Annotated in this window: 22 protein-coding genes and 1 pseudogene; 15 read left to right on the top strand and 8 right to left on the bottom strand. The window is 67.3% G+C overall.

Translation table 11 applies throughout. The features are described 5' to 3' along the window. Positions 1-36: 36 nt before the first annotated feature. The 9 genes and pseudogenes from murC (at position 37) to ACNQVK_RS17430 (ending at position 8,003) form a co-directional block, all read left to right on the top strand. Positions 37-1,456: pseudogene (gene murC, locus ACNQVK_RS17390) on the top strand (UDP-N-acetylmuramate--L-alanine ligase). A gap of 149 nt (positions 1,457-1,605) precedes the next feature. Further along, entirely contained in the window at positions 1,606-2,469 is an 864-nt protein-coding gene (locus ACNQVK_RS17395; protein ID WP_418034195.1) for a cell division protein FtsQ/DivIB, read from the top strand. Between the two features lie 189 nt (positions 2,470-2,658). Then, positions 2,659-3,819, top strand: coding sequence for a cell division protein FtsZ (gene ftsZ / locus ACNQVK_RS17400; RefSeq protein WP_039321525.1), 1,161 nt, complete (start codon positions 2,659-2,661; stop codon positions 3,817-3,819). 34 nt (positions 3,820-3,853) lie between these two features. After that, the gene (pgeF, locus tag ACNQVK_RS17405; RefSeq protein ID WP_409550583.1) at positions 3,854-4,564 is read left to right on the top strand and encodes a peptidoglycan editing factor PgeF; all 711 of its coding nucleotides are present in this window, start codon (positions 3,854-3,856) and stop codon (positions 4,562-4,564) included. A 33-nt stretch (positions 4,565-4,597) separates the two neighbouring features. Then, positions 4,598-5,431: a YggS family pyridoxal phosphate-dependent enzyme gene (locus tag ACNQVK_RS17410; RefSeq protein WP_418030497.1), complete on the top strand. Its 834-nt coding sequence runs from the start codon at positions 4,598-4,600 to the stop codon at positions 5,429-5,431. Then, positions 5,428-6,066 (top strand): cell division protein SepF, encoded by a 639-nt coding sequence (locus ACNQVK_RS17415; protein ID WP_044523729.1) that lies wholly within the window; start codon positions 5,428-5,430, stop codon positions 6,064-6,066. Before ACNQVK_RS17410 ends, ACNQVK_RS17415 begins: the two co-directional genes overlap by 4 nt. A 175-nt stretch (positions 6,067-6,241) precedes the next feature. Next, positions 6,242-6,532 (top strand): YggT family protein, encoded by a 291-nt coding sequence (locus tag ACNQVK_RS17420; protein ID WP_029108797.1) that lies wholly within the window; start codon positions 6,242-6,244, stop codon positions 6,530-6,532. Positions 6,533-6,738: 206 nt separating this feature from the next. Further along, positions 6,739-7,560 carry a DivIVA domain-containing protein gene (locus ACNQVK_RS17425; protein ID WP_090431189.1) on the top strand — a complete coding sequence of 274 codons (822 nt, stop codon included), beginning with the start codon at positions 6,739-6,741 and terminating at the stop codon, positions 7,558-7,560. A 71-nt stretch (positions 7,561-7,631) separates the two neighbouring features. Continuing rightward, positions 7,632-8,003 carry a hypothetical protein gene (locus ACNQVK_RS17430; protein ID WP_418030498.1) on the top strand — a complete coding sequence of 124 codons (372 nt, stop codon included), beginning with the start codon at positions 7,632-7,634 and terminating at the stop codon, positions 8,001-8,003. Here ACNQVK_RS17430 and ACNQVK_RS17435 read toward each other — a convergent pair. The 5 genes from ACNQVK_RS17435 to ACNQVK_RS17455 all read right to left on the bottom strand — a co-directional run bounded on the left by ACNQVK_RS17435 (position 8,000) and on the right by ACNQVK_RS17455 (position 13,156). Next, positions 8,000-8,680 (bottom strand): phosphoribosyltransferase, encoded by a 681-nt coding sequence (locus ACNQVK_RS17435; RefSeq protein WP_418030499.1) that lies wholly within the window; start codon positions 8,678-8,680, stop codon positions 8,000-8,002. The genes ACNQVK_RS17430 and ACNQVK_RS17435 overlap by 4 nt on opposite strands. Positions 8,681-8,725: 45 nt before the next feature. Further along, entirely contained in the window at positions 8,726-9,448 is a 723-nt protein-coding gene (locus tag ACNQVK_RS17440) for a type 1 glutamine amidotransferase (RefSeq protein WP_418030500.1), read from the bottom strand. 57 nt (positions 9,449-9,505) lie between these two features. Continuing rightward, entirely contained in the window at positions 9,506-10,714 is a 1,209-nt protein-coding gene (locus ACNQVK_RS17445; RefSeq protein ID WP_418030501.1) for a cytochrome P450, read from the bottom strand. 173 nt (positions 10,715-10,887) lie between these two features. After that, positions 10,888-11,538, bottom strand: a complete 651-nt coding sequence (locus ACNQVK_RS17450; RefSeq protein ID WP_418030502.1) for a response regulator — start codon at positions 11,536-11,538, stop codon at positions 10,888-10,890. Next, positions 11,531-13,156 (bottom strand): ATP-binding protein, encoded by a 1,626-nt coding sequence (locus tag ACNQVK_RS17455; RefSeq protein WP_418030503.1) that lies wholly within the window; start codon positions 13,154-13,156, stop codon positions 11,531-11,533. Before ACNQVK_RS17455 ends, ACNQVK_RS17450 begins: the two co-directional genes overlap by 8 nt. 67 nt (positions 13,157-13,223) lie before the next feature. Here ACNQVK_RS17455 and ACNQVK_RS17460 point away from each other — a divergent pair, with 67 nt between their 5' ends. The 6 genes from ACNQVK_RS17460 (at position 13,224) to ACNQVK_RS17485 (ending at position 20,837) form a co-directional block, all read left to right on the top strand. Then, a complete protein-coding gene (locus tag ACNQVK_RS17460) occupies positions 13,224-14,207 on the top strand; it encodes a Bug family tripartite tricarboxylate transporter substrate binding protein (protein ID WP_418030504.1) in 984 nt (327 codons plus the stop codon). Then, positions 14,204-14,689, top strand: a complete 486-nt coding sequence (locus tag ACNQVK_RS17465; RefSeq protein WP_418030505.1) for a tripartite tricarboxylate transporter TctB family protein — start codon at positions 14,204-14,206, stop codon at positions 14,687-14,689. The genes ACNQVK_RS17460 and ACNQVK_RS17465 overlap by 4 nt, the downstream gene beginning before the upstream one ends. Further along, a complete protein-coding gene (locus tag ACNQVK_RS17470) occupies positions 14,690-16,231 on the top strand; it encodes a tripartite tricarboxylate transporter permease (protein WP_418030506.1) in 1,542 nt (513 codons plus the stop codon). It begins immediately after the preceding gene. A gap of 31 nt (positions 16,232-16,262) precedes the next feature. After that, entirely contained in the window at positions 16,263-16,655 is a 393-nt protein-coding gene (locus ACNQVK_RS17475; protein WP_418030507.1) for a universal stress protein, read from the top strand. A 119-nt stretch (positions 16,656-16,774) separates the two neighbouring features. Further along, positions 16,775-18,613, top strand: a complete 1,839-nt coding sequence (locus tag ACNQVK_RS17480; protein WP_418030508.1) for a molybdopterin-dependent oxidoreductase — start codon at positions 16,775-16,777, stop codon at positions 18,611-18,613. 52 nt (positions 18,614-18,665) lie between these two features. Beyond that, a complete protein-coding gene (locus ACNQVK_RS17485) occupies positions 18,666-20,837 on the top strand; it encodes a molybdopterin dinucleotide binding domain-containing protein (RefSeq protein ID WP_418034196.1) in 2,172 nt (723 codons plus the stop codon). Between the two features lie 21 nt (positions 20,838-20,858). Here ACNQVK_RS17485 and ACNQVK_RS17490 read toward each other — a convergent pair whose 3' ends face one another. The 3 genes from ACNQVK_RS17490 to ACNQVK_RS17500 form a co-directional block, all read right to left on the bottom strand. Continuing rightward, entirely contained in the window at positions 20,859-23,459 is a 2,601-nt protein-coding gene (locus ACNQVK_RS17490; protein ID WP_418030509.1) for a LuxR C-terminal-related transcriptional regulator, read from the bottom strand. A gap of 120 nt (positions 23,460-23,579) precedes the next feature. Beyond that, a complete protein-coding gene (locus ACNQVK_RS17495) occupies positions 23,580-24,710 on the bottom strand; it encodes a catalase family protein (protein ID WP_418030510.1) in 1,131 nt (376 codons plus the stop codon). Positions 24,711-24,727: 17 nt separating this feature from the next. Then, the gene (locus ACNQVK_RS17500) at positions 24,728-26,575 is read right to left on the bottom strand and encodes a peroxidase family protein (protein WP_418030511.1); all 1,848 of its coding nucleotides are present in this window, start codon (positions 26,573-26,575) and stop codon (positions 24,728-24,730) included. Between the last annotated feature and the right edge of the window lie 79 nt (positions 26,576-26,654).

The raw sequence follows: 26,654 nt of genomic DNA on the forward strand, positions 1-26,654 counted from the left end.
GGTAATTCACTTCCGGCTGAACTTCAGCGGGTACACATGGTCGGGATCGGGGGAGCCGGGATGTCGGGCGTGGCCCGGATCCTGCTCGACCGGGGTGGCCTGGTGTCCGGCTCGGACGCCAAGGAGTCGCGCGGTGTGGTGGCCCTGCGGGCTCGCGGTGCCGAGGTCAGGATCGGTCACGACGCGTCGTCACTGGATCTGCTGCCGGGCGGGCCGACCGCGGTCGTCACCACCCATGCCGCGATCCCCAAGACCAATCCGGAATTGGTGGAAGGCCCGGCGCCGAGGAATCCCGGTGATCCTGCGTCCGGTGGTGCTGGCCAAGCTCATGGCCGGTTACACCACGCTGATGGTGACGGGCACCCACGGCAAGACCACCACCACCTCGATGCTGATCGTGGCGTTGCAGCACAGCGGTTTCGACCCGTCGTTCGCCGTGGGCGGCGAACTGGGCGAGGCGGGCACCAACGCCCATCACGGCAGCGGGAAGTGCTTCGTCGCCGAGGCCGACGAGAGTGACGGCTCGCTGCTGGAATACACGCCGAATGTCGCGGTGGTCACCAACATCGAGGCCGACCACCTGGATTTCTTCGGTAGCGAGGAGGCCTACACCGCGGTGTTCTCCGCGTTCGTCGACCGCATCGCGCCGGGCGGAGCCCTGGTGGTGTGCACCGACGATCCGGGCGCCGCCGCGCTCGCCGAACACACTGACTCACTGGGCATCCGGGTGTTGCGGTACGGCAGCACCCCTGCCGACGGTCTGGCCGGCACCTTGCTGAGCTGGGAGCAACAGGGGACCGGGGCGGTGGCTCACATCCAGCTCGCCGGTGAGCCCCATCCGCGTGCGGTGCGACTGGCGGTGCCCGGCCGGCACATGGCGCTCAACGCCCTGGCCGCCCTGCTGGCCGCCGTCGAGGTCGGCGCACCGGCAGAGACCGTGCTCGACGGGCTGGCCGGATTCGAAGGTGTGCGAAGGCGTTTCGAGCTGGTGGGTGCGCTCGGCGGCATCCGAGTGTTCGACGACTATGCGCACCATCCCACCGAGGTGCGGGCCACCCTCGAGGCGGCCCGGACCGTGGTGGACCAGACCGGCGGCCGCGTCATCGTCGCCTTCCAGCCACATTTGTACTCGCGCACAGCGACTTTCGCGACTGAGTTCGGTGCGGCGCTGAGCGCTGCCGACGAGGTCTTCGTGCTCGACGTCTATGGTGCGCGTGAGCAGCCGCTGCCCGGCGTCAGCGGCGCCACGGTCGCCGAACATGTCAGCTCTGCGGTCACCTATGTTCCCGATTTCTCGGCGGTCGCCGCTGTGGTGGCGGCCGCGGCCCGCGCCGGTGACGTCGTGCTCACCATGGGTGCCGGCGACGTGACCATGCTCGGCAAGGAGATCCTGACCGAGCTCGGCATCAAGGAGAATCGCACTGCACCGGGCCGGCCGTCGGCGGATTCACCGTGACCGATCCGGGTCCTGACCGTCCCGGCGAGGCTGCCGAGGAGCCAGGTCCGGCTCCGGAGGAGTCCGGCGGGTCGGAAGCGCCGCCCGCGGCGGAACCTGATGTGCCGCCCGCGGCAGAACCTGATGTGCCGCCCGCGGCAGAACCTGATGTGCCGCCCGCGGCAGTGTCCGACGTGCCGCCCGCGGCAGAAGCCGACTACGAGGGTCCCCGCCGCCGGGCCCGCCGCGAACGCGAGGAACGCCGGGCCGCGCGGGACCGGGCGGTGGCGATCGAACATGCCCGCCGCGAGGCCAAGCGCCGGGTGGTCGGGCAGGCCGCGGATGCCCCGAACGCCGTGGCCCGCAGCACTATTCGCGGTTTGAAGGTGCTGCTGTGGTCTGCGCTGGCCAGCGTGGTCGCGGTGGCGCTGGGTCTGGTCCTGTATTTCACGCCGGTGATGTCGGTGCGCAGCGTGGCGGTCAGCGGTGCGGCCGTGGTGCCCCAGGAGCAGGTGCTGGCGGCCGCCGCGGTGGCACCGGACACCCCGCTGCTGCAGGTCAACACCGACGCGGTCGCCGAGCGGGTGGCCACGATCCGGCGCATCGCCACCGCCCGGGTTCAGCGCGAATATCCCTCGACCCTCCGGATCACGGTCGTCGAGCGAGTGCCGGTGGTGGTCAAGGACTATCCCGACGGTCCCCATCTGTTCGACCGCGACGGCGTGGATTTCGCCACCGAGCCGCCACCGCCGACGCTGCCGTATCTGGATGCCGACAACCCGGGACCGACCGATCCGGCCACCAAGGCCGCGCTCGAGGTGATGCTGGCCCTTCCGCCGGATGTCGTCGCACAGGTGGGCCGGATCGCCGCGCCTTCGGTGGCCTCGATCGCGCTGACGTTGACCGACGGCCGGGTTGTGGTGTGGGGGACCAACGATCGGACCGACGAGAAGGCGCTGAAGCTGGCGGCCCTGCTGACCCAGCCGGGTCACACCTATGACGTGTCCAGCCCGGATCTGCCGACTGTCAAGTAGATCCGGCAAAAATTGCCGCGCGGCGCGTCGGCGCGCCTGCCGCGATCACCGGCGTTGGCCCCCTACCGTTCTGTTTGCGCGGAACTACTTGACATAACTCTAAGCCTATGGTTGAGGTTGAGAGTTTGCCCCGGGGAAGATTCGGCGCCAGGAACACTGTGAACACCCAACCTGGGAGGAAGACGATCGATGACCCCCCCGCATAACTACCTCGCGGTAATCAAGGTGGTTGGTATCGGTGGCGGCGGTGTCAACGCCGTCAACCGGATGATCGAACAGGGCCTCAAGGGCGTTGAGTTCATCGCGATCAATACCGACGCACAAGCACTGCTGATGAGCGACGCCGACGTCAAGCTCGATGTCGGCCGAGACTCCACCCGTGGACTCGGCGCCGGCGCGGACCCCGAGGTGGGCCGCAAGGCCGCCGAGGATGCCAAGGACGACATCGAGGAGCTGCTGCGCGGCGCCGACATGGTGTTCGTCACCGCAGGTGAGGGCGGCGGCACCGGAACCGGTGGCGCACCCGTCGTCGCGTCGATCGCACGCAAGCTCGGTGCGCTCACCGTCGGTGTCGTGACGCGGCCGTTCTCGTTCGAGGGCAAGCGGCGAAGCAACCAGGCCGAGAACGGTATTCAGTCGCTGCGCGAGAGCTGCGACACCCTGATCGTGATCCCCAACGACCGGCTGCTCCAGATGGGCGACGCCGCGGTGTCGTTGATGGACGCCTTCCGCAGTGCCGACGAGGTGCTGCTCAACGGCGTGCAGGGCATCACCGACCTGATCACCACACCGGGCCTGATCAACGTCGACTTCGCCGACGTCAAGGGTGTGATGAGCGGGGCGGGCACGGCGCTGATGGGCATCGGCTCGGCACGCGGTGACGGCCGTGCGCTCAAGGCGGCCGAGATCGCGATCAACTCTCCGCTGCTGGAAGCCTCGATGGAAGGCGCGCAGGGCGTGCTGCTGTCGGTGGCCGGCGGCAGTGACCTGGGCCTGTTCGAGATCAACGAGGCCGCCTCGCTGGTGCAGGACGCGGCCCATCCCGAGGCCAACATCATCTTCGGCACGGTGATCGACGATTCGCTCGGCGACGAGGTTCGGGTCACGGTCATCGCGGCCGGCTTCGACAGCGCCGGACCCAGCCGAAAGCCGGTGGTCAGTCCGAGCGCGGCGCAGACCCAGCCGATCGCCTCGGCGCGGGCGGGCAAGGTGACCACGTCGTTGTTCGAGCCGACGGACGCGGTGAGCGTCCCGGCCCACACGAATGGCGCCACCGTGAGCGTCGGTGGCGACGGAGACGGCGGGATCGCCGACGACGATGTCGACGTGCCGCCGTTCATGCGGCACTGAGCCGGGCCCGGCGGCGGGTTCGGATACTGGGATTGTGAGTGTTCGTATTCGGCGGGTGACGACAACCCGCGCCGGCGGCGTCTCGGCGCCGCCCTTCGATTCGTTCAACCTCGGCGACCACGTCGGCGACAACCCTGCGGCGGTGGCCCAGAACCGGAGGCGGCTGGCCGCCGCCGTCGGGGCCGACGCGCTGGTCTGGATGAATCAGGTTCACAGCGATCACGTCGTCACCGTGGACGGCCCGCGCGACACCGCGGTCGATAATGCCGACGCATTGGTGACGACGACCCCGGGTTTGGCATTGGTCGTCGTGACCGCGGATTGCGTCCCCGTTTTAATGGGCGACGCGCGCGCCGGGGTCATCGCGGCCGTCCATGCCGGACGGGTCGGCGCCCAGAAGGGCATCGTGGCCAGGACCCTGGAGGCGATGGTGGCCGCCGGGGCCCGTGCCGAGGACGTCTCGGTGCTGCTCGGCCCCGCGGTCAGCGGCGCCAACTACGAGGTGCCCGAACAGATGGCGGCCGAAGTGGAGGCGGTGCTGCCCGGCTCGCGCACCCGTACCTCGCGTGGCACGCCGGGCTTGGACTTGCGGGCCGGAATCGCCCGGCAGTTAACGGCTTTGGGTGTCACCGCGATCGACGTCGACCCGCGGTGCACCGTGGCAGACCGCGCGCTGTTCAGTCATCGCCGTGATGCACCAACCGGGCGCCTGGCGAGTGTGGTGTGGATGGAGCAGCGCCGGTGAACGATCCCCGGATGGGCCTGGAGTGAGGGTGAGATGAGCACCGTGCAGCGCGGGCGTGACGCGGATCGGACTGCCGAGTTGACCGCTGCGCTCGGTGCGGCGCGGGCGCGCCTGGCACGCGCCGCAGAATCTGTCGGGCGAAATGTGAATGAAATTGAATTACTCCCGATCACGAAATACTTTCCGGCCTCCGATGTCATTATTCTCAATCAATTAGGGTGCCTCGCATTTGGTGAATCCCGCGAACAGGAAGCCGCCGATAAAGTCGAATCCGTTCGCGCGGAATTGTCGGATGTGCCGATTCGCTGGCACATGGTCGGGCGTATCCAGCGCAAGAAGGCGCGGGCCGTCGCGGGGTGGGCGCACACCGCGCACTCGGTCGACAGCACCCGCCTGCTGACGGCGCTGGACCGGGCCGCGGGCGACGCGCTGGCCGCCGGCCGCCGCCCGCAGCCGTTGCGCGTCTACATCCAGATCAGTCTGGACGGCGATACCGAACGGGGCGGTGTCGATGTGAATGCCTCCGACCTCGTCGACGAAATCTGTGGGTCAGCGAACGCCGCAGAGGCGTTGGAGTTCGTCGGGCTGATGGGAATCCCGCCGCTGGAATGGGATCCCGACGACGCGTTCGCACGTCTGGCCGCCGAACGGGACCGGGTGCAGCGCGACTACCAGCACCGGCTCGAACTTTCGGCGGGAATGTCCGGGGATCTCGAAAGCGCGGTCAAACACGGATCGACGTGTGTGCGTGTCGGTACCGCGCTCATGGGGCAACGCCCGCTAACGTCACCCGCAGTAGTCACTCCAGTCACATCTTCATCACAGACATCACCACCCCCACCGTCCGCAGAAGGGTCGCCGAGATGAGCACACTGCACAAGGTCAAGGCCTACTTCGGCATGGCGCCGATGGAGGACTACGACGACGAGTACTACGAGGACGACGACCGTGGCGCTGCCCGCAGCTACGCGCGGCGTCCCCGTGACGAGCGTTTCGAGGACGACAGCTACGGCTACGAGGCCCCCGAGTACGACGAGGGCCCGGCCTATCGGGGTGGCTACCCGGGCGGTTTCGCCGACGAGCAGCGGTTCGATGCCCGGATGCGCGGCCCCCGCGAATTCGACCGTCCCGCACCGCGTCTCGGTGGACTGGCCGGATCCACCCGCGGTTCGCTCGCGATGGATCCCCGCCGGATGGCCGAACTGTTCGAGGCGGGCAGCCCGCTGGCAAAGATCACCACGCTGCGGCCCAAGGACTACAGCGAGGCCCGCACCATCGGCGAGCGCTTCCGCGACGGCACCCCGGTGATCATGGACCTGGTGTCGATGGACAACGCCGACGCCAAGCGACTGGTCGACTTTGCCGCCGGCCTGGCGTTCGCGCTGCGCGGCTCGTTCGACAAGGTGGCCACCAAGGTCTTCCTGTTGTCGCCGGCTGACGTCGACGTCAGTGCCGAGCAGCGGCGCCGGATCGCCGAGGCCGGCTTCTACGCCTACCAGTAGTGCCGCGACGCCAGTCGCGGCACGGCGCCGCCGCGCTACCTGATCCCCGGGACGGGGCCCGGGTAGGCTGGCGGCGTCGCACTATCGGTTGACCACGTCTTCTGTGTGAGATGTGTCCGGCCTACGGCGACCTGTATCCAATGTCACACATCCTGCTGTAGTGAGGTCGGCTCAGTTGTCGCTGTTCTTCGAAATTCTCGGTTTCGCGCTGTTCATCTTCTGGCTGCTGCTCATCGCGCGCGTCGTCGTCGAGTTCATCCGGTCGTTCAGCCGCGACTGGCACCCCAAGGGTCTGACCGTCGTCGTGCTGGAGGTCATCATGACCGTGACCGATCCGCCGGTAAAACTACTGAGGCGGCTCATTCCCCAGCTCACGATAGGCGCCGTGCGCTTCGACCTGTCGATCATGGTGCTGCTCCTCGCGGCGTTCATCGGGATGCAGCTGGCGTTCAACGCGGCGATGTAGACGGTGGACGCGAGCGGCGGGGGAGAGGCGATCTCGACGTTTGCCGAATGGTCCACAATTGCGTAAGAAGATTGAAATTCGTTCTTAAAAATAGGCCTCCACTGCAACCGCCGGGTCTGGTGTGACAGGATGGACTCCAGTTGCGATCAAGCAAGGCTTTACACTTTGAGATCGGTTGACGGTCCAAGACTTCAAGGGGGCAGACAATGCCGCTCACACCAGCGGACGTCCATAACGTCGCGTTCAGCAAGCCGCCCATCGGCAAACGTGGCTACAACGAGGACGAGGTCGATGCCTTTCTCGATCTGGTTGAGAACGAGCTGACTCGGCTCATCGAGGAGAACGCCGATCTCCGGCAGCGAGTGTCCGAGCTCGATCAGGAGCTGGCATCGGCGCGGGCCGGCGGTGGCGCCCAGTCCACCCAGTCGATCCCGCTCTACGAGCCGGAGCCCGAGCCGACCCCGGCGCCCCAGCCGGTGTACGAGGCCCCGCCGGCGCCGGTTGCCCCTGCCGCGCCGCCCAGCGAGGACACCGCCGTACGCGCCGCCCGGGTGCTCAGCCTGGCGCAGGACACCGCCGATCGTCTGACCTCCACGGCCAAGGCCGAGTCGGAGAAGCTGCTCTCGGATGCCCGGGCCCAGGCCGACGCCATGGTCAGCGACGCCCGCAAGACCGCCGAGACCACGGTCTCGGAGGCCCGCACCCGTGCCGATGCCATGCTGGCCGACGCGCAGACCCGCTCGGAGACCCAGCTGCGTCAGGCCCAGGAGAAGGCCGACGCCCTGCAGGCCGACGCCGAGCGCAAGCACTCCGAGATCATGGGCACGATCAACCAGCAGCGCACGGTCCTGGAGGGCCGCCTGGAGCAGCTGCGGACGTTCGAGCGTGAGTACCGGACGCGTCTGAAGACCTACCTGGAGTCTCAGCTCGAAGAGCTGGGCCAGCGCGGTTCGGCCGCACCGGTGGATTCCAGCGCCAACAACGACTCGGCCGGTGGTTTCAGCCAGTTCAACCGCGGCAACAACTAGCCGACAAGACTGACTTCCTCACACTGTCGTGAACCGGCCCGATCCCGGGCCACCACACTTAGGGTTGAACGATGTTGATCATTGCGCTCGTGCTTGCCGTCATCGGCCTGGCCGCGCTGGTGACCGCGGTGGTCACCAGCAATGAGTTGATCGCCTGGGTCTGTATCGGTGCCAGCGTGATCGGCGTGCTGCTGCTGATCGTCGATGCATTGCGGGAACGCTCGCGCGGTTCCAAGGCCGGCGACGGCCACGACGCCGTCGCGGCCTCGGATACGAGTGAAGCCGACGCCACCGAAACAACCGAGACCTTCGACGCGGTGGATGCGCCGGTGGACTATCCCGACGATTTGGTCGCCGAGCCCGAATCAGATGTCGCCGTGGAGTCCGACGCCGCAGACGTCGACGTCGAGGCCGACGATTCCACCGAGAAGTACAAGAACTAACTCTCGCCCGGCTCCGTGGTGGGCTCGTCCAGCAGATGGCGAACCTCGTCGTCGCTGACCTGGTGGAAATCCACGAACGCCTGACCCACCGCGTCGAACTGGGGCGGGGTACTGGCGCACACGACGTCGTCGGCCTCATCCCGTAGTTGGCTGCTCAGGGTCGGTGGCCCGACCGGCACGGCCACCACGACCCGCCGGGCCGCCCGCACGGCGCGGACCGCGGCCAGCATGGTGGCGCCGGTGGCGATGCCGTCGTCGACCAGGATCACCGTCCGGCCGGACAGGTCGGGTGCGGGTCGTCCTCCGCGATAGGCCTGTTCCCGGCGCTCGATTTCGGCGGTCTCGCGCCGGATCGTCTCGAGGATGGTGTCCTGGTCGATGCCGAGGCGATCCACCAGGCCGTCGTTGATCACCAAGCCGCCGCCGGAGGCCACCGCGCCCATGGCGAGTTCCTGCCACTGCGGCACGCCCAGCTTGCGGACCACGAAGACATCCAGCGGTGCGTGCAGGTGGGAGGCGACTTCCCAGGCGATCGGGACTCCGCCCCGGGCCAGGCCCAAAACGAGGACGTCGGGTTGATCCCGGTAGGACACCAGCTGTTCAGCCAGGACCCGGCCCGCTTCGTGGCGGTCCTGGTAGATGCGTTCTCTGCTCGCTCGCAGACCCCAGGCATTCATCAGCGCTGTCGCCGGCCACGGAGAGTTTCGCCGGCTGATGTCAGCCTACGTCGACGGCTGCGCCCGGACCACCCGGTTCAGGAATCCGCGGACCAGCGTGTTCAGCCGGGCGGCCGCGTCTTCGGTGAGTTCCTTTGTTTGCAAGCGTAATTCGTCGTGGGTGCGCCCGATTCCGGCCGCGTCGCCGTCGCGGTCGTGGGCCAACCAGACTTCCAGCAGCTCGGAATCGAGCTCGGGGTGGAACTGCAGTGCCAGCGCCGTGCCCAGGACGAATGCCTGTGAGGCATCGGGCGTCCGGGCGATCTCGGTGGCGCCGGGCGGAAGTGTCCAGCGGTCGAAATGCCACTGGAACCACCGGCCACCCGGGACCAGCCCCTCATCGTCGGTGACCACGTCGTACCACCCGATCTCGGGCACCGGCGATCTGCTGACCGATCCGCCGAGGGCCTGCGCGATGAGCTGTCCGCCGAAGCACACGCCGAGCACGCCGACCCCGGACTCGACGGCGCGACGCACCATGGCCATCTCGGCACCGACCCAGCTGCTGACCAGGGGTTCGTCGTAGACCGCCCAGCGGGCGCCGAGCGGAACGATCACGTCGTAATCGATCGGGTCGGGGAAGGTCACCTGGCCGGCGGGGCTGTCGTCCCGCTCGGGCGAGACGACATCGAACGTGTCGATGTCGAATCCGCACCCGGAGAAGACGTCGGCCAGCATGGCCTCGGTGGCCGTGCGGTCGTTGCGCAGGAACAGAACCTTCGGTGTCACGCCGTCATTATTTCGCCCACCGGAGACGATCGCACTTCAGGTCCAGTTTTTGGACCTTCAGGCCGCTTCGAAGGTCACGGGCAGTGATGCCGGCCCGGTGATCCCGGTCATCGGCTTCCACCGGGCGCGGCCGACGCAGTGCGGGTTGTGCAGCTTCCCGGTCAGCACGCGCAACGCCTCGGTGAGCTCGACCCGGGCCAGGTGGACGCCGAGGCAGTAGTGCAGACCGCCGCCGAACGTCAGCATTGGCGGCGGTCCGATCCGGTTGACGTCGAAACTCTCCGGATCGTCATACACCTGTGGATCGCGGTTGGCCGCAGCGAAGTTCACCGCCACGTGGGTCCCGGCCGGGATGGTGAGCCCGGCCAGTTCGACATTCTCGCGGGCAATCCGCACGCTGCTCAGGGCGATGGGGGTGTGGCGCAGCAGTTCATCGACGAAAAGCGGTGCCATATCAGGATTCTCGGCCAGCAACAGCCATTGCTCGGGGTAGTCGCAGAGCACCTGGACGGCCGCCGCGAGCTGGTTGCGGGTGGTGTCGGTGCCGGCCAGTAGCACTCCGCCGGCCAGCATCAACAGTTCGGAGTGAGTGAGCCGGTCTCCGTCCACCTCGGCCCGGATCAGATCGGAGAGCAGGTCGTCGGTGAGGGTGGAGTTCCGGCGCACCACCATGGCATCGACGTAGTCGTCGAGCTGCACCCAGGCCGCTTCGACCGCGTCGGCGTGGTCGCCGAGATTCCAGCTGAACATCTTGAAGATGTCATCGGCCCAACGGGAGAACAGATGCCAGTCCTGACGCGGAGCCCCGAGCAGCGCGCAGATCACCGGGATCGGATACTGCACCGCGATATCGGCCACCACATCGCAGCGCCCTGCGGACAGGTGCGGGTCGGTGAGTTCCGTGACGACGTCGATGCAGGTTTCGCGCAGTCTCTCGGCGTTACGGGGTGCGAACGCCTTGGCGATCAGACGCCGCAGCCGCGTGTGTGATTCGGCGTCGACACCCAGCAGACTGCTGTTCGCGCGGTCCCACAGCGGACCGGAGGTGATTCCCTGTGCGGCCAGGAACATGCCTCTGGGGACCTCGAAGCGCGCGTCGCGCAGCGCGGCGCGGACAAGGTCGTAGCTCAGCAGCTCCGGACCGTGCGGGCCCATCGCGATCGGGGACCGGGCGCGGGCCGCGGCGATCAGGCGGTGCACTTCCTCCGGGTCGGTCTCGTTCTCGTAGTCCAGCGTGGGAAGGGCAGCATCGGTTACCAGGGTCATGACAGCCTCCGCGTGATCGGGCCAGAACCTGTTGATATCGATGCTGGTCTCTTCGACCCCTGCGGGTCGTGAGTAGCGTGCTACCCCAGTTCTGCCCGCGCCGAGACTACGGTTGTTGATGCGGAATGCCGAATTCTGGGCATAACCCGTAGTTTCGGCGCAGAGAGGGCACCTCAACGGGCCCGGTAGCGTCGCGCGGGCCGGCCCGCGCCGTACTGCAGACGCAGCTCCAGCGCCCCGGTGCTCAGGTAGTGCTCCAGGTAGCGCCGTGCGCTGACGCGTGAAATGCCCACCAGCTCAGCGCATTCCGTGGCAGATACTTCGCCTGCCGTACGCACCGCGTCCATGACCAGCCGGCCGGTTTCCGTTCCGAGCCCCTTGGGCATCACGGCAGCCGGGGCGCCGAACAGCGCGTCGATGGTCGATTGATCCGCACCGCCTGCCGCCGCCAGCGCCTCGGCACGCGCGGCGAAGGCCGCCAGTTTCGCCTGCAGCTGATCGAAATCGAATGGTTTGATCAGGTAGTCGGCGGCGCCGCCGTCCAACGCGCCGCGTACCGTGTCGAGTTCGCGGGCGGCTGTGACCATGATGACGCCGACGGGGTTGCCGTCGGCACGGAGACGTCGCAGCACCTCCAATCCGGTCATGTCCGGCAGGTAGACATCGAGCAGGATGAGGTCGGGACGGAGATCGGCGGCTGCTGCCAGGGCCTCGGTTCCGTTGCGCGCCACGGACACCGCGCGGTACCCGTCGACGCGGTCGACGAAGCGGCGATGTATCTCGGCGACCATGAAGTCGTCGTCGACGACCAGTACGTCACGCATGGAGCCGCACCACGAACAGGGCGCCGCCGCCGGGGGTGTCGGTGACTTCGACGTCGCCGCCGTGCTGGGCGGTCACCAGGCGTACCAGGGCCAGTCCGATGCCCCTGCCGCCGGGCACGTGGGCCTTGGACGTGACGCCGCGGGAGAAGATGGACTCCCGAAGATGTTCGGGCACACCGGGTCCCGAATCCGAGACGGCCAGCAGCAGCCCGGCCGAGTCGTCGATGCGGACCGTCACCTGCGCCGCCACCGAGCCGACGGACACATCGACGGCGTTGTCGATCAGATTGCCCAGCAGCGTGATCACGTCGGTCGCCAGGGCCGGGTCGAGCGCGCTGAGGTGGCTGTCGCCGGTCAGGGCGAGGGCGACCCCGCTCTCGGCGGCCAGAGATGTCTTGGCGATCAGCAGTGCCGCCACCGCGGGATCGGAAACATGTTGGGTGACAGCCTCGTTGATCTCGGCACGACGCCGGGTCAGGGTGCCCACCAGATCGCGCACCGCATCGAACTCGCCCAGCTGGACCAGCCCGGAGATGGTATGCAGCTGATTGGAGAACTCGTGGGTCTGGGCCCGCAGCGTATCGGTCACGCTGCGGTGTGAAGACAGTTGTGCCTGTAGTGCGGCGAGCTCGGTGCTGTCGCGCATGGTGGTCACCGTACCGATGCGCTGGCCCTGGCTGCGTGCCGCACGGCGGTTGAGCGCCAGCACCCGGGTGCGGGTGGTGATCACCACATCCGAATCGTCGGCGCGAGTTCCCCCGCCGGACAACAGGAATGCCACCACGGCCGGCTCCAGTCCGACCTCGTCGGCACGGCGGCCCACCGCATCCGCGCTGATACCGAGCAGATCGGATGCGCTGTCGTTGACCACCGTGATGACTCCCTCGTTGTTCACCGCCACCACGCCCTCGCGGATGCTGTGTAGCAGCGCTTCCCGGTGATCGGCCAGGCTGGCGATCTCGGCGATGTCCAGGCCGCGGGTGTGGCGGGTGATGCGGCGCGACAACAACCACGATGCGAGCATGCCGAGCGTCGCGCCCAGTCCCAGGTAGATCAGCAGCCGTTCGCCGGCACCGCCCAACAACTGCCACACGGACGGGTAGCGCTCGCTGACCGAGACGATCGCGAGCACCGCCCCGTCGGCGGACAGAATGGGCACCTGTCCCACCAGGCGATGCGTGCCGTCGACGTCGGTGTCGCCGGACCAGGCGCGGCCTTCGTCGGCCCGGGTGGTGCCGAGGTCGAGTCGTTGCCCGACGCGGGCGGGATCCGACGACACTCGCACAACCCCGGCCGGATCGGTGATCTCGGCCAGCTCGGCGCCCGACAGTGCCACCGCGCGGTCGACCTCGGGGGCCAGGACCTGGGCGGCGAACGGGTCGTCGTACCGGTCTCGGACGATCGGCGTGGACGCCACGTTCTCGGCGACCGCGATCATTCGCTGCCCGCGCACATCGCGGAACTCGCGGGTGGATTGCGTCACCGACACCGCGGCCACCGCGATCAGTACCACCGCGACCACCAGCAGCTGGAACACGAGGAAGCGACCGGCCAGGCTGCCGCCCCGTAGGGACCGAGCCCGCGCGGACGGTGATGAACGCCCGACCAGTGAACTCAACGAACAAAACTTCCTTTGCGTCCGAATGGGTGACCTACGTCACGTCGTGGGTCCAGTATTGCTGAACATGAGGTTTCGACGTCTAGGTGCCGCGCTGATGGTGGCCGTGGTCGCACTGCTGCTGGTGACGGCGTGCGGTGTCACCCGCGGCGATCAATCCCGCGGCCTGCACAGACTGCGCATGATGGTGCCCAACAGTCCGGGTGGCGGCTACGACCTGACGGCGCGCACTGCGGTGAAGATCATGGAAGACAGCGACATCACTGGCCGCATCGAGGTATTCAACGTCATCGGGGCCGGCGGCACTGTCGCGATGGCCCGGCTGATGAACGAAAAGGGCAACGACGACCTCATGATGATGATGGGGCTCGGCGTGGTGGGAGCCGTGTACACCAACGGCTCCTCGGCGCGCGCCTCGGACGCCACCGCACTGGCCAAGATGGTCGAGGAGCAGGAAGGCATTCTGGTGCCCGGGGATTCGCCGTTCCGCACCATCGGCGATCTGGTCGCGGCGTGGAAGGCCGATCCGGCCAAGGTCACGATCGGTGGCGGATCGTCGCCGGGCGGACCGGATCACCTGTTCCCGATGGAAACCGCGCGCGCGGTCGGAGTCGACCCGCGCAAGGTCAACTACATCACCTACGACGGCGGCGGTGACCTGCTGACGGCCCTGCTGGGCAAGAAGATCGCGGCGGGCACCACCGGACTCGGCGAATTCGTCGACCAGATCGAGGCCGGCCAGGTCCGGGTGCTGGCGGTGTCGGGGGCCAAACGCGTCGACGGGGTCGATGCGCCCACCCTGACCGAGGCCGGTATCGACCTCACGTTCACCAACTGGCGCGGAATACTCGCGCCGCCAGGAATTTCCGGTGAGGCCAGGGATGCCATGGTGCGCGCCCTGACCGATCTGCACGGCACCCAGCAGTGGCGCGACGCGCTGGTCAAGAACGGCTGGAGTGACGCGTTCAGCACCGGCGCGGACTTCGAACAATTCCTGCGCGATCAGGACAAGCGCGTCTCGACGACGCTGAGCGAATTGGGGTTGTTGTGAAGGTCGACAAGGCTCAGTATCTGGTCTGTGCGGTCCTGGTGGCCGTGGGCGGATTCCTGATCTATGACGCGCTCACCTTGACCGGCGGGTTCGCCAAGGTGGACCCCGTTGGGCCGCGGGCATTTCCGCTCGGGATCGGGATCATCCTGATCGTTCTCGCGATGATCCTGGCGATCGCGATACCGCGCGGATCGGTCGGTGAGGCGGACGCCGGTGAGGACGTCGACCCGAACATGCCGGGGGACTGGCGCACGGTCGGACTGCTGGTCGGACTGTTCGTGCTGGTGATCGTCCTGGTCAAGCCGTTGGGTTGGGCCATCACCGGTGCACTGCTGTTCGCCGGGGCGGCAACGATTCTCGGCAATCGCCACTACATCCGGAACCTCGCGATCGGCGCGGTGCTGTCGGTGGCGAGCTTCTACGCGTTCTACTCCGGGCTCGGAATCCCGCTGCCCGCAGGCATTCTGGACGGGATTCTGTAAATGGGTAACTTCGAATGGTTGCTTCAGGGGTTCGCCGAGGCCGCGACCCCGATGAACCTGATGTACGCCGTGATCGGCGTGCTGCTGGGTACCGCGGTCGGTGTGCTGCCGGGAATCGGCCCGGCCATGACGGTGGCACTGCTGCTACCGGTCACCTACAACGTCAGCCCCAGCGCCGCCTTCATCATGTTCGCCGGGATCTTCTACGGCGGGATGTACGGCGGGTCGACGACCTCGATCCTGCTGAACACCCCGGGTGAATCCTCGTCGGTGATCACCGCGATCGAGGGCAACAAGATGGCCAAGGCCGGCCGGGCCGCGCAGGCGCTGGCCACCGCCGCGATCGGCTCCTTCGTCGCGGGCGCGATCGGCACCGCCCTACTGGCCGCCTTCGCGCCGCCGATCTCGCGGTTCGCGGTGACCCTCGGCGCGCCGTCCTACCTGGCCATCATGCTGTTCGCACTGGTCGCGGTCACCGCCGTGCTCGGCTCCTCCAAGCTGCGCGGTGCGATCTCGCTGTTCCTCGGCCTGGCGATCGGCGTGGTCGGTATCGACTTCCTCACCGGCCAGCCGCGCGCCACCTTCGGCCTGCCCCAGTTGTCCGACGGCATCGACATCGTGGTGATCGCGGTGGCGATCTTCGCACTCGGCGAGGCGCTGTGGGTGGCGGCGCATTTGCGTCGCAGGCCCGCCGACGTGATTCCGGTGGGGCGGCCGTGGATGAGCGGCGAGGATTTCGGCCGGTCATGGAAACCGTGGCTGCGTGGCACCGCCTACGGGTTCCCGTTCGGCGCACTGCCCGCCGGTGGTGCCGAGTTGCCGACGTTCCTGTCCTACATCACCGAGAAGCGGCTCTCCAAGCACCCCGAGGAGTTCGGCAAGGGCGCCATCGAGGGTGTGGCCGGACCCGAGGCGGCCAACAACGCCTCGGCGGCGGGCACCCTGGTGCCGATGCTGTCGCTCGGGCTGCCCACCAACGCCACCGCCGCGGTGATGCTGACGGCGTTCGTGTCCTATGGGATTCAGCCCGGGCCAACGCTTTTCGAGAAGGAACCGCTGCTGATCTGGACCTTGATCGCCAGCCTGTTCATCGGCAACTTCCTGCTGCTGGTGCTCAACCTGCCGCTTGCGCCGCTGTGGGCCAAGCTGCTCCGCACGCCACGGCCGTACCTGTACGCGGGCATCCTGTTCTTCGCCACGCTGGGGGCGTTCGCCGTCAACGTGCAACCCTTGGATCTGGTCCTGCTGCTGGTGTTCGGGCTGCTCGGTTTGATGATGCGCCGATTCGGATTGCCGGTGCTGCCGTTGATCATCGGGGTGATCCTGGGCCCTCGCATCGAACGGCAACTGCGTCAGAGTCTGCAGCTCGGCGGCGGCGACTGGACCAGCCTGTTCACCGAGCCCGTCGCGATCGTCACCTATGTGCTCATGGCCATCCTGTTGTTGATGCCGTTGGTGCTCAAGCTGATGCACCGCAGTGAGGAGACGCTGTTGATCGTCGAGGATGATGCGGATCAGCAGGAGAAGGCGACCCAGGCATGACAACCGGCGAGCGCTTGCGCGAGGAGAACCCATGATTGTCGTCGGCTACACCGCGGACGCCTTCGGCATTGCCGCTGTCGAGCACGCCATCGCCGAGGCCGCCCTGCGGGGCACCAGCCTGCTGGTGATCAACGCGACCTCGGGCGAGGCCTATGTGGATTCCCGGTTCGCCCGCTCCGGTCAGGTTCACGATGTCGAGGAACGGCTACGGGAGAGCGGCGTGCCGTTCGAGTTGCGCCAGCCGGTGGGGGTCGACGCGGCCACCGAACTGCTCGATGCGATGGATGCGGCCGACGCGGAGTTGCTGGTGATCGGTATTCGGCACCGCAGCCCGGTGGGCAAGCTGTTGCTGGGCAGCGTGTCGCAACAATTGCTGCTGGAATGCCCCAAACCGGTTCTTGCGGTCAAACCCGAGCACCACTAATACGCTCTGAACTGGGAGTTTTCTCCTCACACGGGGCATCTTCGCGCGGTGAGGATCAGTTTTCGTGGCGATAACGTCGCTGGAAAGATCCGACAACACCCCCACCGCACGATGGGGGCATGGCGGACGGCGCGGCCCCGGGTTCGGTCCCGGACAAGACACACCGGACTGCGTGTTCGTACTGTGGCGTCGGCTGCGGTATCGAGGTCACTACCAGGGTCGATGACGGCCGCACGGTGATCGCCCGGGTGAGCGGCGACAAGCTGCACCCCACGAATTTCGGCCGGCTGTGCACCAAGGGGGCGATGCACGCCGAGATGATGGCCGCCGACGACGACCGGCTCACATCCGCTTTGCTGCGTCCCACGCGTGCCGATGAACTGCTGCCGACACCGGTGGACGACGCGGTAGCCGAGGCGGGGCGCCGGTTGCGGGCCATCGTCGACGAGCACGGCCCCGACGCCGTCGCCCTGTATGTGTCCGGACAGATGACGCTGGAGGCGCAGTACCTGGCCACCAAGCTCGCCAAGGGTTTCCTGCGTACCGTGCACATCGAATCGAATTCCCGGTTGTGCATGGCGAGTGCGGGCACGGGTTTCAAACAGTCACTCGGCTCCGACGGGCCGCCGGGTTCCTACACCGATTTCGACCGGGCCGACCTGTTCTTCGTCACCGGTGCCAACATGGCCGACTGTCATCCGATCCTGTTCCTGCGCATGGCCGATCGACTCAAAGCCGGCGCCAAGCTGATCGTGGTGGACCCGCGCCGCAACGCGACCGCCGAACGTGCCGACCTGTTCCTGCAGATCAACCCGGGAACCGATCTGGCCCTGCTCAACGGCCTGTTGCACCTGTTGGTGGAGAGCGGCGACATCGACCATGAGTTCATCGCCGAGCACACCGAAGGGTGGCCCGTCGTACTGGAACTTCTCGCCGACTACCCACCGGACCGGGTCGCCGAGATCACCGGCATCCCCGAATCCGACATCCGCACTGCCGCAGCGATGATCGCCGAGGCCGGGGAGTGGATGAGTTGCTGGACCATGGGGCTCAACCAGAGCACGCACGGCACCTGGAACACCAATGCGATCTGCAATCTGCACCTGGCGACCGGCGCCATCTGCCGTCCGGGTAGCGGGCCGATGTCGTTGACCGGTCAGCCCAACGCCATGGGCGGCCGTGAGATGGGGTACATGGGGCCGGGTCTGCCCGGCCAGCGGGCGGTGTTCGCAGCCGATGACCGGGCGTTCGTCGAAACCCGGTGGGGGCTTGCGCCCGGCACCATCCGCTCCGAGGTCGGTCCCGGCACCATCGGCATGTTCGAGCAGATGGAGCAGGGCTTGATCAAGGCCTGCTGGATCATCTGCACGAATCCTGTTGCCAGCGTCGCCAACCGCAAGACGGTGATCAACGGTCTGGAGGCCGCCGAGCTGGTCGTCGTCCAGGATGCCTACCGGTCCACGGCCACCAATCATTACGCGGACATCCTGTTGCCCGCCGCGTTGTGGGCGGAATCCGAAGGCGTCATGGTCAATTCGGAACGAAACCTGACCCTGCTGTCCCCGTCGCTCGCTCCGCTGGGGCAGGCCCGGCCGGACTGGCAGCTGATTTGCGAGGTGGCCGCGCATCTGGGGTTCGCCGAACACTTCGATTACCAGTCCGCAGAAGAGGTCTTCGCCGAGATCCGTGGGTTCGCCAACCCGAAGACCGGATATGACCTGCGCGGCGCCGACTACGAGAGGCTGCGCCAGAGCCCTCTGCAGTGGCCGGTTCCACCGGTCGACGGTCCCGGAGGGGAGGACGACCGGCACCCGGTCCGCTACCTCAACGACGGCATCAGTCAGGAGTTGTTCGTCGACGCCGACGGTCACCGGCCCCGGCTGGCCTTCGCGACGCCGTCGCGGCGGGCCATCTTCCATGCCCTGGCCGCACATGGATGCCGCGGAGCTGCCCGATGACGACTATCCGATGGTGCTCAACACCGGTCGGCTGCAACATCAATGGCACACCATGACGAAGACCGGCAAGGTAGACAAGCTCAACAAGCTCAATCCTGCGCCGTTCGTCGAAATCCACCCGTTGGACGCCCTGGAACTCGACATCGTGGAGGGACAACCGGTCGAGCTGACGTCCCGGCGGGGGCGCGCGGTGCTCCCCGCCGTGCTGTCGGACCGGGTGCGGCCCGGCAACTGTTTTGCGCCGTTTCACTGGAACGACGAACACGGTGAGTACCTGACCGTGAACGCCGTGACCAACGACGCCGTCGACCCGGACTCGTTGCAGCCCGAGTTCAAGGTGTGCGCGGTCAGCCTGCGTCCGGTCCGGTCGCTCGACGGAACCCCGGCGCTGCATCCGCTGGCCGCGGAAATGGGATTGAGTGCCGTGCACAAGCCGGCCCTGAGCCAGGACGAAAAGATCTATCTGGCTGGATTTTTCACCGGCCTTCCGGAAGATCCCGTGGGAGTGCCGGTACTTCCGGACGTGGCGCCGATCAGTAACAAGGTGCGGCTGTGGGTGGACGGGGTGCTGGCCGGACGCTACTCGCGGGCCGGCGACGGCGCGCCGAGCGAGCTTTCGGTGCCAGGCGGGCCGCTGGTGTTGTGGGCTTCACAGACCGGCACCGCCGAGGAGTTCGCGGCCGGGCTGGCGGGCCGCATCGACGGTGCTTCGTTGGTCAACATGGATGACCTCGCGCTGGCCGACCTGGCTGCCGCCCGCGACATCCTGGTGGTCACCAGCACATTCGGCGATGGTGGCCCACCGGACAACGGCGCGGACTTCTGGAGCCGGCTGCAGGCCCCGGACGCCCCGCAGCTGCACGGGGTTCGCTATGCGGTGCTCGGCATCGGTGACAAGTCCTACGACAACTTCTGCGGGCATGCCAAATCCCTGGACCAGCGGCTGGCCGATCTGGGTGCCACCAAGCTGCTCGAGCGCGCCGACTGCGAGGCCTACGATGACGAGCCGTTGCGGGTCTGGGCCGATTCGGTCACCACGGCGCTTGCCGGTGCCACGCCCGTCCCTGCCATCGCCGGCGGCGCCACCCGCACCGTCATCCCTACCGAACCCGACGAATTCACCAGGGCCAAGCCGATTCTGGCCGTGCTGGCGCGCAACGAGCTGCTGACGACGGCGAGCGCGGCCAAGGAGGTCCGCCAGTTCGGCTTCGACATCTCCGAGTACGACGTGAGCTATTCGGTCGGTGATTCGCTTGGTGTCTATGCCAGCAACGATCCGGCCGTGGTCGACTCCTGGCTTGCGGCCACCGCGCTCAACCCGAACTCGGTGATCGAGGTCGACGGTGTCGAGCAGTCGCTGCGCGATGCGCTCATCTCCTCCTACGACATCTGCCGGGTGACGCCGGACCTGCTGCGGTTCGTCGCGGACTCCTGCGCCGACAAGTCCGCGGCCAAGATCTTGCGTAATTCGGGGGAGCGGCGCAGTAATTGGCTGCGCAACCGCAATGGTCTCGACGTCGTAAGCGAGTTCGCGGTGCGCGCCGAACCCGAACAGTGGCAAGAGGTTCTGGTCCGATTGACCCCGCGCAACTACTCGATCTCGTCGAGCTCGCTGGTCAGTCCGCACGAGGTCCAGCTGACGGTGTCGGTGGTGCGTTACCGCGGGGCCGGCGGCTCGGCCAGGGGCGGGGTGTGTTCCACGTTCCTGGCAGACCGGGCCGCTGCCGCGCCGGTGTTTCTGCAACGCTCACCGCATTTCCGGCCGCCCGAGGATGCGGGCACGCCGATGATCATGGTCGGCCCGGGCACCGGCGTGGCGCCCTTCCGGGGATTCCTGCAGGAGCGACGGGCGCTGGGGCACGGCGGCCGCAACTGGTTGTTCTTCGGGGATCAGCACCGCAGCGAGAACTTCTACTATCGCGACGATCTGGAGGACATGGTCGAGGACGGCTTCTTGAGCCGGCTGGACCTGGCGTTCTCCCGTGATCAGGCCGACCGGGTGTACGTGCAGCACAAGATGCTCGACCGCGGTGCCGAGGTGTGGCGCTGGCTGGACGACGGCGCCCACTTCTACGTCTGCGGTGACGCCGCCCGGATGGCCAAGGACGTGGACACGACGCTGACCACGATCCTGCGCACCCACGGCGGGATGTCCGAGGACGCCGCGCGCGACTACAAGCGGGAACTGGTGGCCCAGAAGCGATACGTGCGCGACGTCTACTGAGCTGGGTCTATCGAGCTCGCGTCATTGGGCCAAGTCGTTCCACACGATCTTGGCGAGTTCATCGCGGTCGGCCACGCCGAGCTTGATGCAGGCCCGATAGATGTGACCCTCCACGGTGCGGACCGAGACGGTGAGCCGTTCGGCGATGTCGCGGTTCGACAGCCCCTGCGCAACCAGCCCGGCTACCTCGCGTTCGCGCGCCGTCACCGGCAGCGGGCGGGCGGCCGATCGAATCGCCGGGGTGGCGGCACCGCCGCACTTCGACGCCAATTGCAGTGCGTGAGCAGCGGATTCGGTGCTGTTGCGGCGATGTCCGGCCTTGTCGTGCAGCGGCACCGCCTGGGCGGCCGAGTCGGCGGCAGACAGCAGCAGGCCGGCTTCCTCGAAGGCGGTGGCCACCTTGTCCAGTTCGACCGGGTCGGCGGCCGCCACGGCTGCGGCGTGCCGGGCGTACAGGGCGGGCAGCGGTCCCTCCGTCCGCTCGACCAGGTCCTGCAGACGACGGGTCACGCTGCGGTCGCCGAAGCGTGCCGCGCTGTGCAGGGCCTCGGCCTCGACCGCGAACTGACCCGACGAGTGGGCCGCATCGGCGGCCGCCCGGGCCTGGTCGATGGCCGACCGGTGCCCGCCTTTGGCGGCGGCCAGCCAGGCCTTGGCGAGCATCCGAAGGGGTTCGTGCAGCGCCATGAACTCACCCGAGTGCTCCTTGGCGTCCTCGAGTACCCGCTCTGCCTCGGCGGGGTTGCCCACCCCGGCGTAGGCGCGGGCCAGCAGCAACCGGCCGGGCAGCTGCCAGGGCAGGGAGCTCTCGGCGTTCAGTGCCGCCAGGGCCTGTTCGATCGCCAGGATGGCGTCACGGAAGCGGCCGCTGTGCGTGGCCGCCACGCCTTCCATGATCTTGGCGATGGCCCAGCCGGCGAATTGGCCGGCCGAGGAGAACTCGGCGTACTCGGTGGCCCGCTGCTGGGCCAGATCCAACCGGCCGGTGTAGGCCAGAGCCAGCACCTCGCCGTAGAACACCATGATCCGGACCATGCCGTCGGTGGTCTTGCGCTCGGTGCGGCACCGCGATGCGATCGGCAGGAAATCGTTGCCGCGACCGATCAACGGCATCGACAGGCCGGCCGCGAACGCCGCGAAATCCACGGCCTGCCGGGGCGCCTCAGGGTTTGCCAGCACCCGTTCGGCGATCTCCAGGCCCTCGGGGATTTTGTTCCGGTGAACGGCCATGCCCGCACCGGTCGCATCGACGATCAGCTTCAGGATGGGATGGGTGACTCGTTCCCGCAGAAGAGCCAGGACCTGATCCGCGCGCCCCACATCGCCCATGGACCAGAAGAGGTTGGACAGCCGGGGAATGCCCCACTGCACGAGCTCCATCTCATTGAGGTCGGCAGGGGAGAACTGCTCGAGGATGGCGTCGGCCTGGACCGGGTGGCCCTGCCACAACAGCGCCCGGGACAGCAGTGCGGCTGCGCTCAGGCCACCGCCGTGGGCGAAGGCCGCACGGGCCAGTTTCTCGCCGAGCGGAAGGTTGGACAGGAACACCGCGTCCTTGGCGGCCGTGATCAGCAGTTCGATGTCGGTGCCCTGGTCGCTCTCGATGGCCAACTCAGCCAACTTGATTCGGCTGGCGGGCGAGTCGAGGTTGCGTTCGTGCAGGATCTTGGCGATCCGGCCCCGCAACTTGCGGGCCGACGCGGTGCCGACCCGCCTGCGCACCGCCTCGCCGAACAGTGGGTGGCTGAAACGAACGTTGATCTGACCGTCGTCGGCGACGATCCGGATCAGGCCGCGCATCTCGGCCGCATCCACCGCGTCCTCCCCGGCCAATTCGGCCAGGGCATCGATGTCCAGGGGTTCGCACAGTGCCAGCAGTTTCAGCGCGTGCAGTACATCGTCACCGGCGTGCGCCAGCCGCTCGTCGAGCAGTTCCACCAGCCCGGACGGAATGACGGTGGGGCCGCGGAACTGCCACACCCCGTTGACCTTGGTCAAGGTGCCCGCGTCGACGGCGCCCTCGACCATGTTGCGCAGGAACAGTGGGTTGCCGCCCGAGGTCTCCCACATCACGTCGGCGCTGAGCCCTTCCAGGGTTCCGCCGAGCACGGTTTCGATGAGGGCGATGCTCTGCTGCTTGGTGAACGGGCTGAGTTCGAAGCGCTGCAGGTAGCCGTCTTTCCACAGCGAGGTGACGGCGTCGGGTACCGGCTCGCCGGTGCGTACCGTGGCCACCACGTGGCCGGAGCGTTCCACGGCGATCTGGTGCAGCAGTGTCGCCGACAACTGGTCCAGCAGATGCGCATCGTCGATCCCGACGATGGTGTCACCATCGGCCACAAGGGATTCGCGTGCGGATCCGATGAGGGCGATCGGGTCTCGCGATCCCGACGACGACACCCAGTGGGCGAAGGCGCCGAGCGGGATGCTCCGAGACGATTCGGTGCACGCCGTCCAGTGCACCTTGCGGCTCAACGACGCGGTGACGGTGCGCGCCAACGTGGTCTTGCCGACTCCTGCGGCTCCGACGAGGACGACTCCGCAGCTGTCCGTCCCGCTGAGGGCGGCCCGAATGGCCTCGTGCTCGGCGGGCCGGTCCAAAAGCTGCCACTGACCAGGCATGAATCCTGAGTCTAGGGGCACCGGGGCCGGATCGCTGCCGAACAGGGGGTCGATGGGGCGGTGTTTGTCGGGGGTGGCGGCGAATGTTCTTCCCATTGCAAGTATTTCCCGTTCGCTGGATCAGTCCGGAAGTTCGGCGATGTCGGAGGGCTCGTGCCGGGCGATGCGGTTCATCGAGTGCCGGAAGTTGCTCGATGCCTCGTACACCTTGAGCTTCAGCCGGTTGATGGATCCCAGGGGCCGGTGTGCCTCCAGGCCTCGCCATGAGTTGAAGGACAGCACGTCGTCGCCATAGGCGCGGCGCAGTGCGCTGTACGGGTTCTGCTTGGGGTACACCACTTTGGCCACCGGCAGGTACGGCGATGACTTCCAGGGTCTCGTGGCGTCCTCGATCGGCATCTTCTCCTTGTCGAGACACAGTTGCACGCTGAATGTGTACTCCGCGGAGTGCTTTTCGAAGAACGTCATGATCAGATCACGGTGCTCGTCCTGTCCGGGATTTTTCGGAAGATTCTGGCCGACAAGCGCTTTGAGTTCGGGCGAGGTCGGTTCGTACTTGAAGCGGGCCACGTAGTCGCCGTACCGAATGGGGGCCGAGGAGTAGAACGTCTCGCCCAGGATCGGGCGGTTGGGTGCGACGAACACGGCCAGATTGTCCGGTAGCTTGAGGCCGATCTTCTGCAGCCCGCCGAGCAGTTCGCTGCCGACCCACAACGCACGGTCGGACAACCGGGCCAGCAGGGTGGCGCTCAGCATCCCCAGCTTGCGGTACGCGTGAGCGTCGGCGAACAGGAACTCCTCGTGGGTGACGAGCACGAAGTCCTGCGTGACGTTCCTTGCATCCTCCGGGTCCTTCATCGCGCGCTCGCCGTGCACGCCGATGGCCTTGATGCCGAGTCCGCGCACGCCGCGATTCCTGTCGCTGCGCAGTACCCCCGAAGTGGTCGAGATGCGGGCGATCACCGGGTAGCTGCGCGCTTGCGCGAACATTCCCTGGGAGAGCACCTCGGGTAGGTCCGGATTGACGATGAGCTCGCCGCGCAGGATGGCGTGGCTCTTGGCATGCGCGTCACGCAGGCCATGTTTGAACTTCTTGTAGGCCCGTTCGTTGTTCTTGTGCAGTGCCTTGACGATCTTCTCGATGTCCTTGGCCTCGCCGGGCTTGGGTTGCTCGAGATCGTCGCGGTAGCGAACCGGGTCGAGGCTCGCGACGATCCGACGTACGTCGGCGGGGGCCATGGCTTCGGTCATGCGGGTGCCTTTCGGGTTCAGCGGGGGACTACGACATTCCACGGGGCGAACGGGTTGGTCACACCGGCCAGGGCCGGCGCAAGCTCGGGGAAGTGGCGCAACAACACCGAGCGCATGTCGTTGTCCCGGACCCACTTCATGCCGGCGACGGTGTAGGTCTCCTCACGGAAGTCGGCGGTGAAGAAGCGATCGCTTTCCAGCCGGCGGGTGGCCATCAGGATGAAGACCCGGAATGCGGTGTCGCTGAAGCCGAATCCGGGCGGTTTGGGCTCGGCGTACAGGCCGATCACCAGGTCGACGAGGTCGACGTCGTCGTCGTAGACCTCGCGCAGCTCGGCGGCCAGCTCGGTCTCGCCGGTCAGCTCCTCGAACGTCTTGACCCGCTTGAGCCGGAACAGCTCCCGGAACTCGTTGTAGCGCGGTACGCCCCGTTCCCGGCACCGGATCAGGTCGATGGTGGCCAGATCCATCAGGGTGCCGTCGACGCGATGCATGTGCTGCAGGTGCCGCGGGAAATTGTGCAGCGACAACGCCCCGGGATGGGCGCGACCGAAGGAGTACAACAGGTCGGCCATCGGGCTTTCGGCCAGCCGGGCACGCACATTGAGCACCGAAAGCTCGGGTAGTTCGTGCTGTGCGGTGACGCTGTCGTCGGCCAGCGAGCGGAATGTGAACTCGTCGGGAATCAGTGGGTGCATCCGGTACACCGCCACGAACTCCTCGGTCAACGAGTACGGCACGCCGTGATGTGCGGTGGGTGAGCCGGGGATGCCGTACAGCAGCGGGCTGCGGCTGATGGGCCCGAAGCTTCGCCGGAGCCGGGGGCCCGAGCGCTCGCCGAGCAGCCCGAACCAGTTGACGCGCATGGCCGTCACCGTTGTCGGGTGGGCGATGATCGCCGGAGTCCAGTCGACGGTGTGGATCTTGGCCATCAATGCGGAATTGACCAGGCGTGCCTTGTCGTAGAGCTGTTGGCTGGTCAGGTAGGGGTACGCCCGGGCCAGGTGGTCGCAGATGGCGTTGTGCTCACGCATGAACAGTGAGTGCAGCAGGGCCAGACCCACCCAGAAGTTTCCGGCGGTGCCGGTCAGGTCCGCGGTCGCCTCGACCTCGGGTGGCGGCAGGCCCGAGTCGTCGATTCGCAGCTTGCCGTGCTCGGGTGCGCGCAGGGCGCTGGCGAATGCCGGTGTGGTCCCGTAGATCTGGGAGGCGTCCCACCAGTGCGATTCCTGTGTGACGAAGGTGGGCGGCCCCGCCGGGCTGGGGTGGGGATCAGGCGGGGTGCGCTCGACCCGCATCGGCCGTTCGGGCCACGGATCGTCGTCGCGCAGCGGCACGACCCAGGGCTGGGTGGGGACCGAGCCGTGGGCGAACCAATCGTGCACCTCGAACTGAATCCACGCCGCGGCCAGGAGATTGAGCGTCGTCGCGGGCTGGAAGCTGTCCCGGGTCAGCAGTGAGCGGCTGACCAGTCGCGGGTTGGGATCGAGCAGCCGCTGGGCGGATTCCGGATACGAGTGGTCGGGTGGGACGTTGCGTCCGAAGCGGCACCCCACCGCACCCATCCTGGGGTCACTCAGGTCGTTGTAGGAACCGTCCCGGGTTCGGGCGCCCAGGTAGTTGCCGATGTCGACGGGTCCCGTTGGCGGCATCGGGGCGGGTTCGGCGGCATACAGATTCGACGTTCGCAGCTGGTGTCGCAGCCCGATCAGCACGGCCAGGCCGATGGCCTTGGGAAGCCGTGCCCAGCCCACCGACTGATCGACGTACTGGGCGATCCGGGCCGCGAACGTGACCGTCACCCATCGGGAGCGGGACCGGGCAGCGGCGATGAACGCTGGGGCCCGTCTCGCCGTGGTCACCATTCGTTCGTTTCCCTCCGGCCGGAATGCGTTTCTGCCTCCCGGTACATGATTGTTATTCACGGAGGCGGAAATGACATGA

It is taken from the genome of Mycobacterium sp. 134 (assembly GCF_048282715.1).
In the GTDB taxonomy this organism is placed as follows: domain Bacteria; phylum Actinomycetota; class Actinomycetes; order Mycobacteriales; family Mycobacteriaceae; genus Mycobacterium; species Mycobacterium septicum.

Bases quoted from the DNA above. Each gene is read 5' to 3' on its own strand.
- ftsZ (WP_039321525.1), top strand. From the start codon at position 2,659: ATGACCCCCCCGCATAACTACCTCGCGGTAATCAAGGTGGTTGGTATC.
- ACNQVK_RS17410 (WP_418030497.1), top strand. From the start codon at position 4,598: ATGAGCACCGTGCAGCGCGGGCGTGACGCGGATCGGACTGCCGAGTTG.
- ACNQVK_RS17415 (WP_044523729.1), top strand. From the start codon at position 5,428: ATGAGCACACTGCACAAGGTCAAGGCCTACTTCGGCATGGCGCCGATG.
- ACNQVK_RS17425 (WP_090431189.1), top strand. From the start codon at position 6,739: ATGCCGCTCACACCAGCGGACGTCCATAACGTCGCGTTCAGCAAGCCG.
- ACNQVK_RS17430 (WP_418030498.1), top strand. From the start codon at position 7,632: ATGTTGATCATTGCGCTCGTGCTTGCCGTCATCGGCCTGGCCGCGCTG.
- ACNQVK_RS17435 (WP_418030499.1), bottom strand. From the start codon at position 8,680: ATGAATGCCTGGGGTCTGCGAGCGAGCAGAGAACGCATCTACCAGGAC.
- ACNQVK_RS17445 (WP_418030501.1), bottom strand. From the start codon at position 10,714: ATGACCCTGGTAACCGATGCTGCCCTTCCCACGCTGGACTACGAGAAC.
- ACNQVK_RS17450 (WP_418030502.1), bottom strand. From the start codon at position 11,538: ATGCGTGACGTACTGGTCGTCGACGACGACTTCATGGTCGCCGAGATA.
- ACNQVK_RS17460 (WP_418030504.1), top strand. From the start codon at position 13,224: ATGAGGTTTCGACGTCTAGGTGCCGCGCTGATGGTGGCCGTGGTCGCA.
- ACNQVK_RS17470 (WP_418030506.1), top strand. From the start codon at position 14,690: ATGGGTAACTTCGAATGGTTGCTTCAGGGGTTCGCCGAGGCCGCGACC.
- ACNQVK_RS17475 (WP_418030507.1), top strand. From the start codon at position 16,263: ATGATTGTCGTCGGCTACACCGCGGACGCCTTCGGCATTGCCGCTGTC.
- ACNQVK_RS17480 (WP_418030508.1), top strand. From the start codon at position 16,775: ATGGCGGACGGCGCGGCCCCGGGTTCGGTCCCGGACAAGACACACCGG.
- ACNQVK_RS17485 (WP_418034196.1), top strand. From the start codon at position 18,666: ATGACGAAGACCGGCAAGGTAGACAAGCTCAACAAGCTCAATCCTGCG.
- ACNQVK_RS17490 (WP_418030509.1), bottom strand. From the start codon at position 23,459: ATGCCTGGTCAGTGGCAGCTTTTGGACCGGCCCGCCGAGCACGAGGCC.
- ACNQVK_RS17495 (WP_418030510.1), bottom strand. From the start codon at position 24,710: ATGACCGAAGCCATGGCCCCCGCCGACGTACGTCGGATCGTCGCGAGC.
- ACNQVK_RS17500 (WP_418030511.1), bottom strand. From the start codon at position 26,575: ATGGTGACCACGGCGAGACGGGCCCCAGCGTTCATCGCCGCTGCCCGG.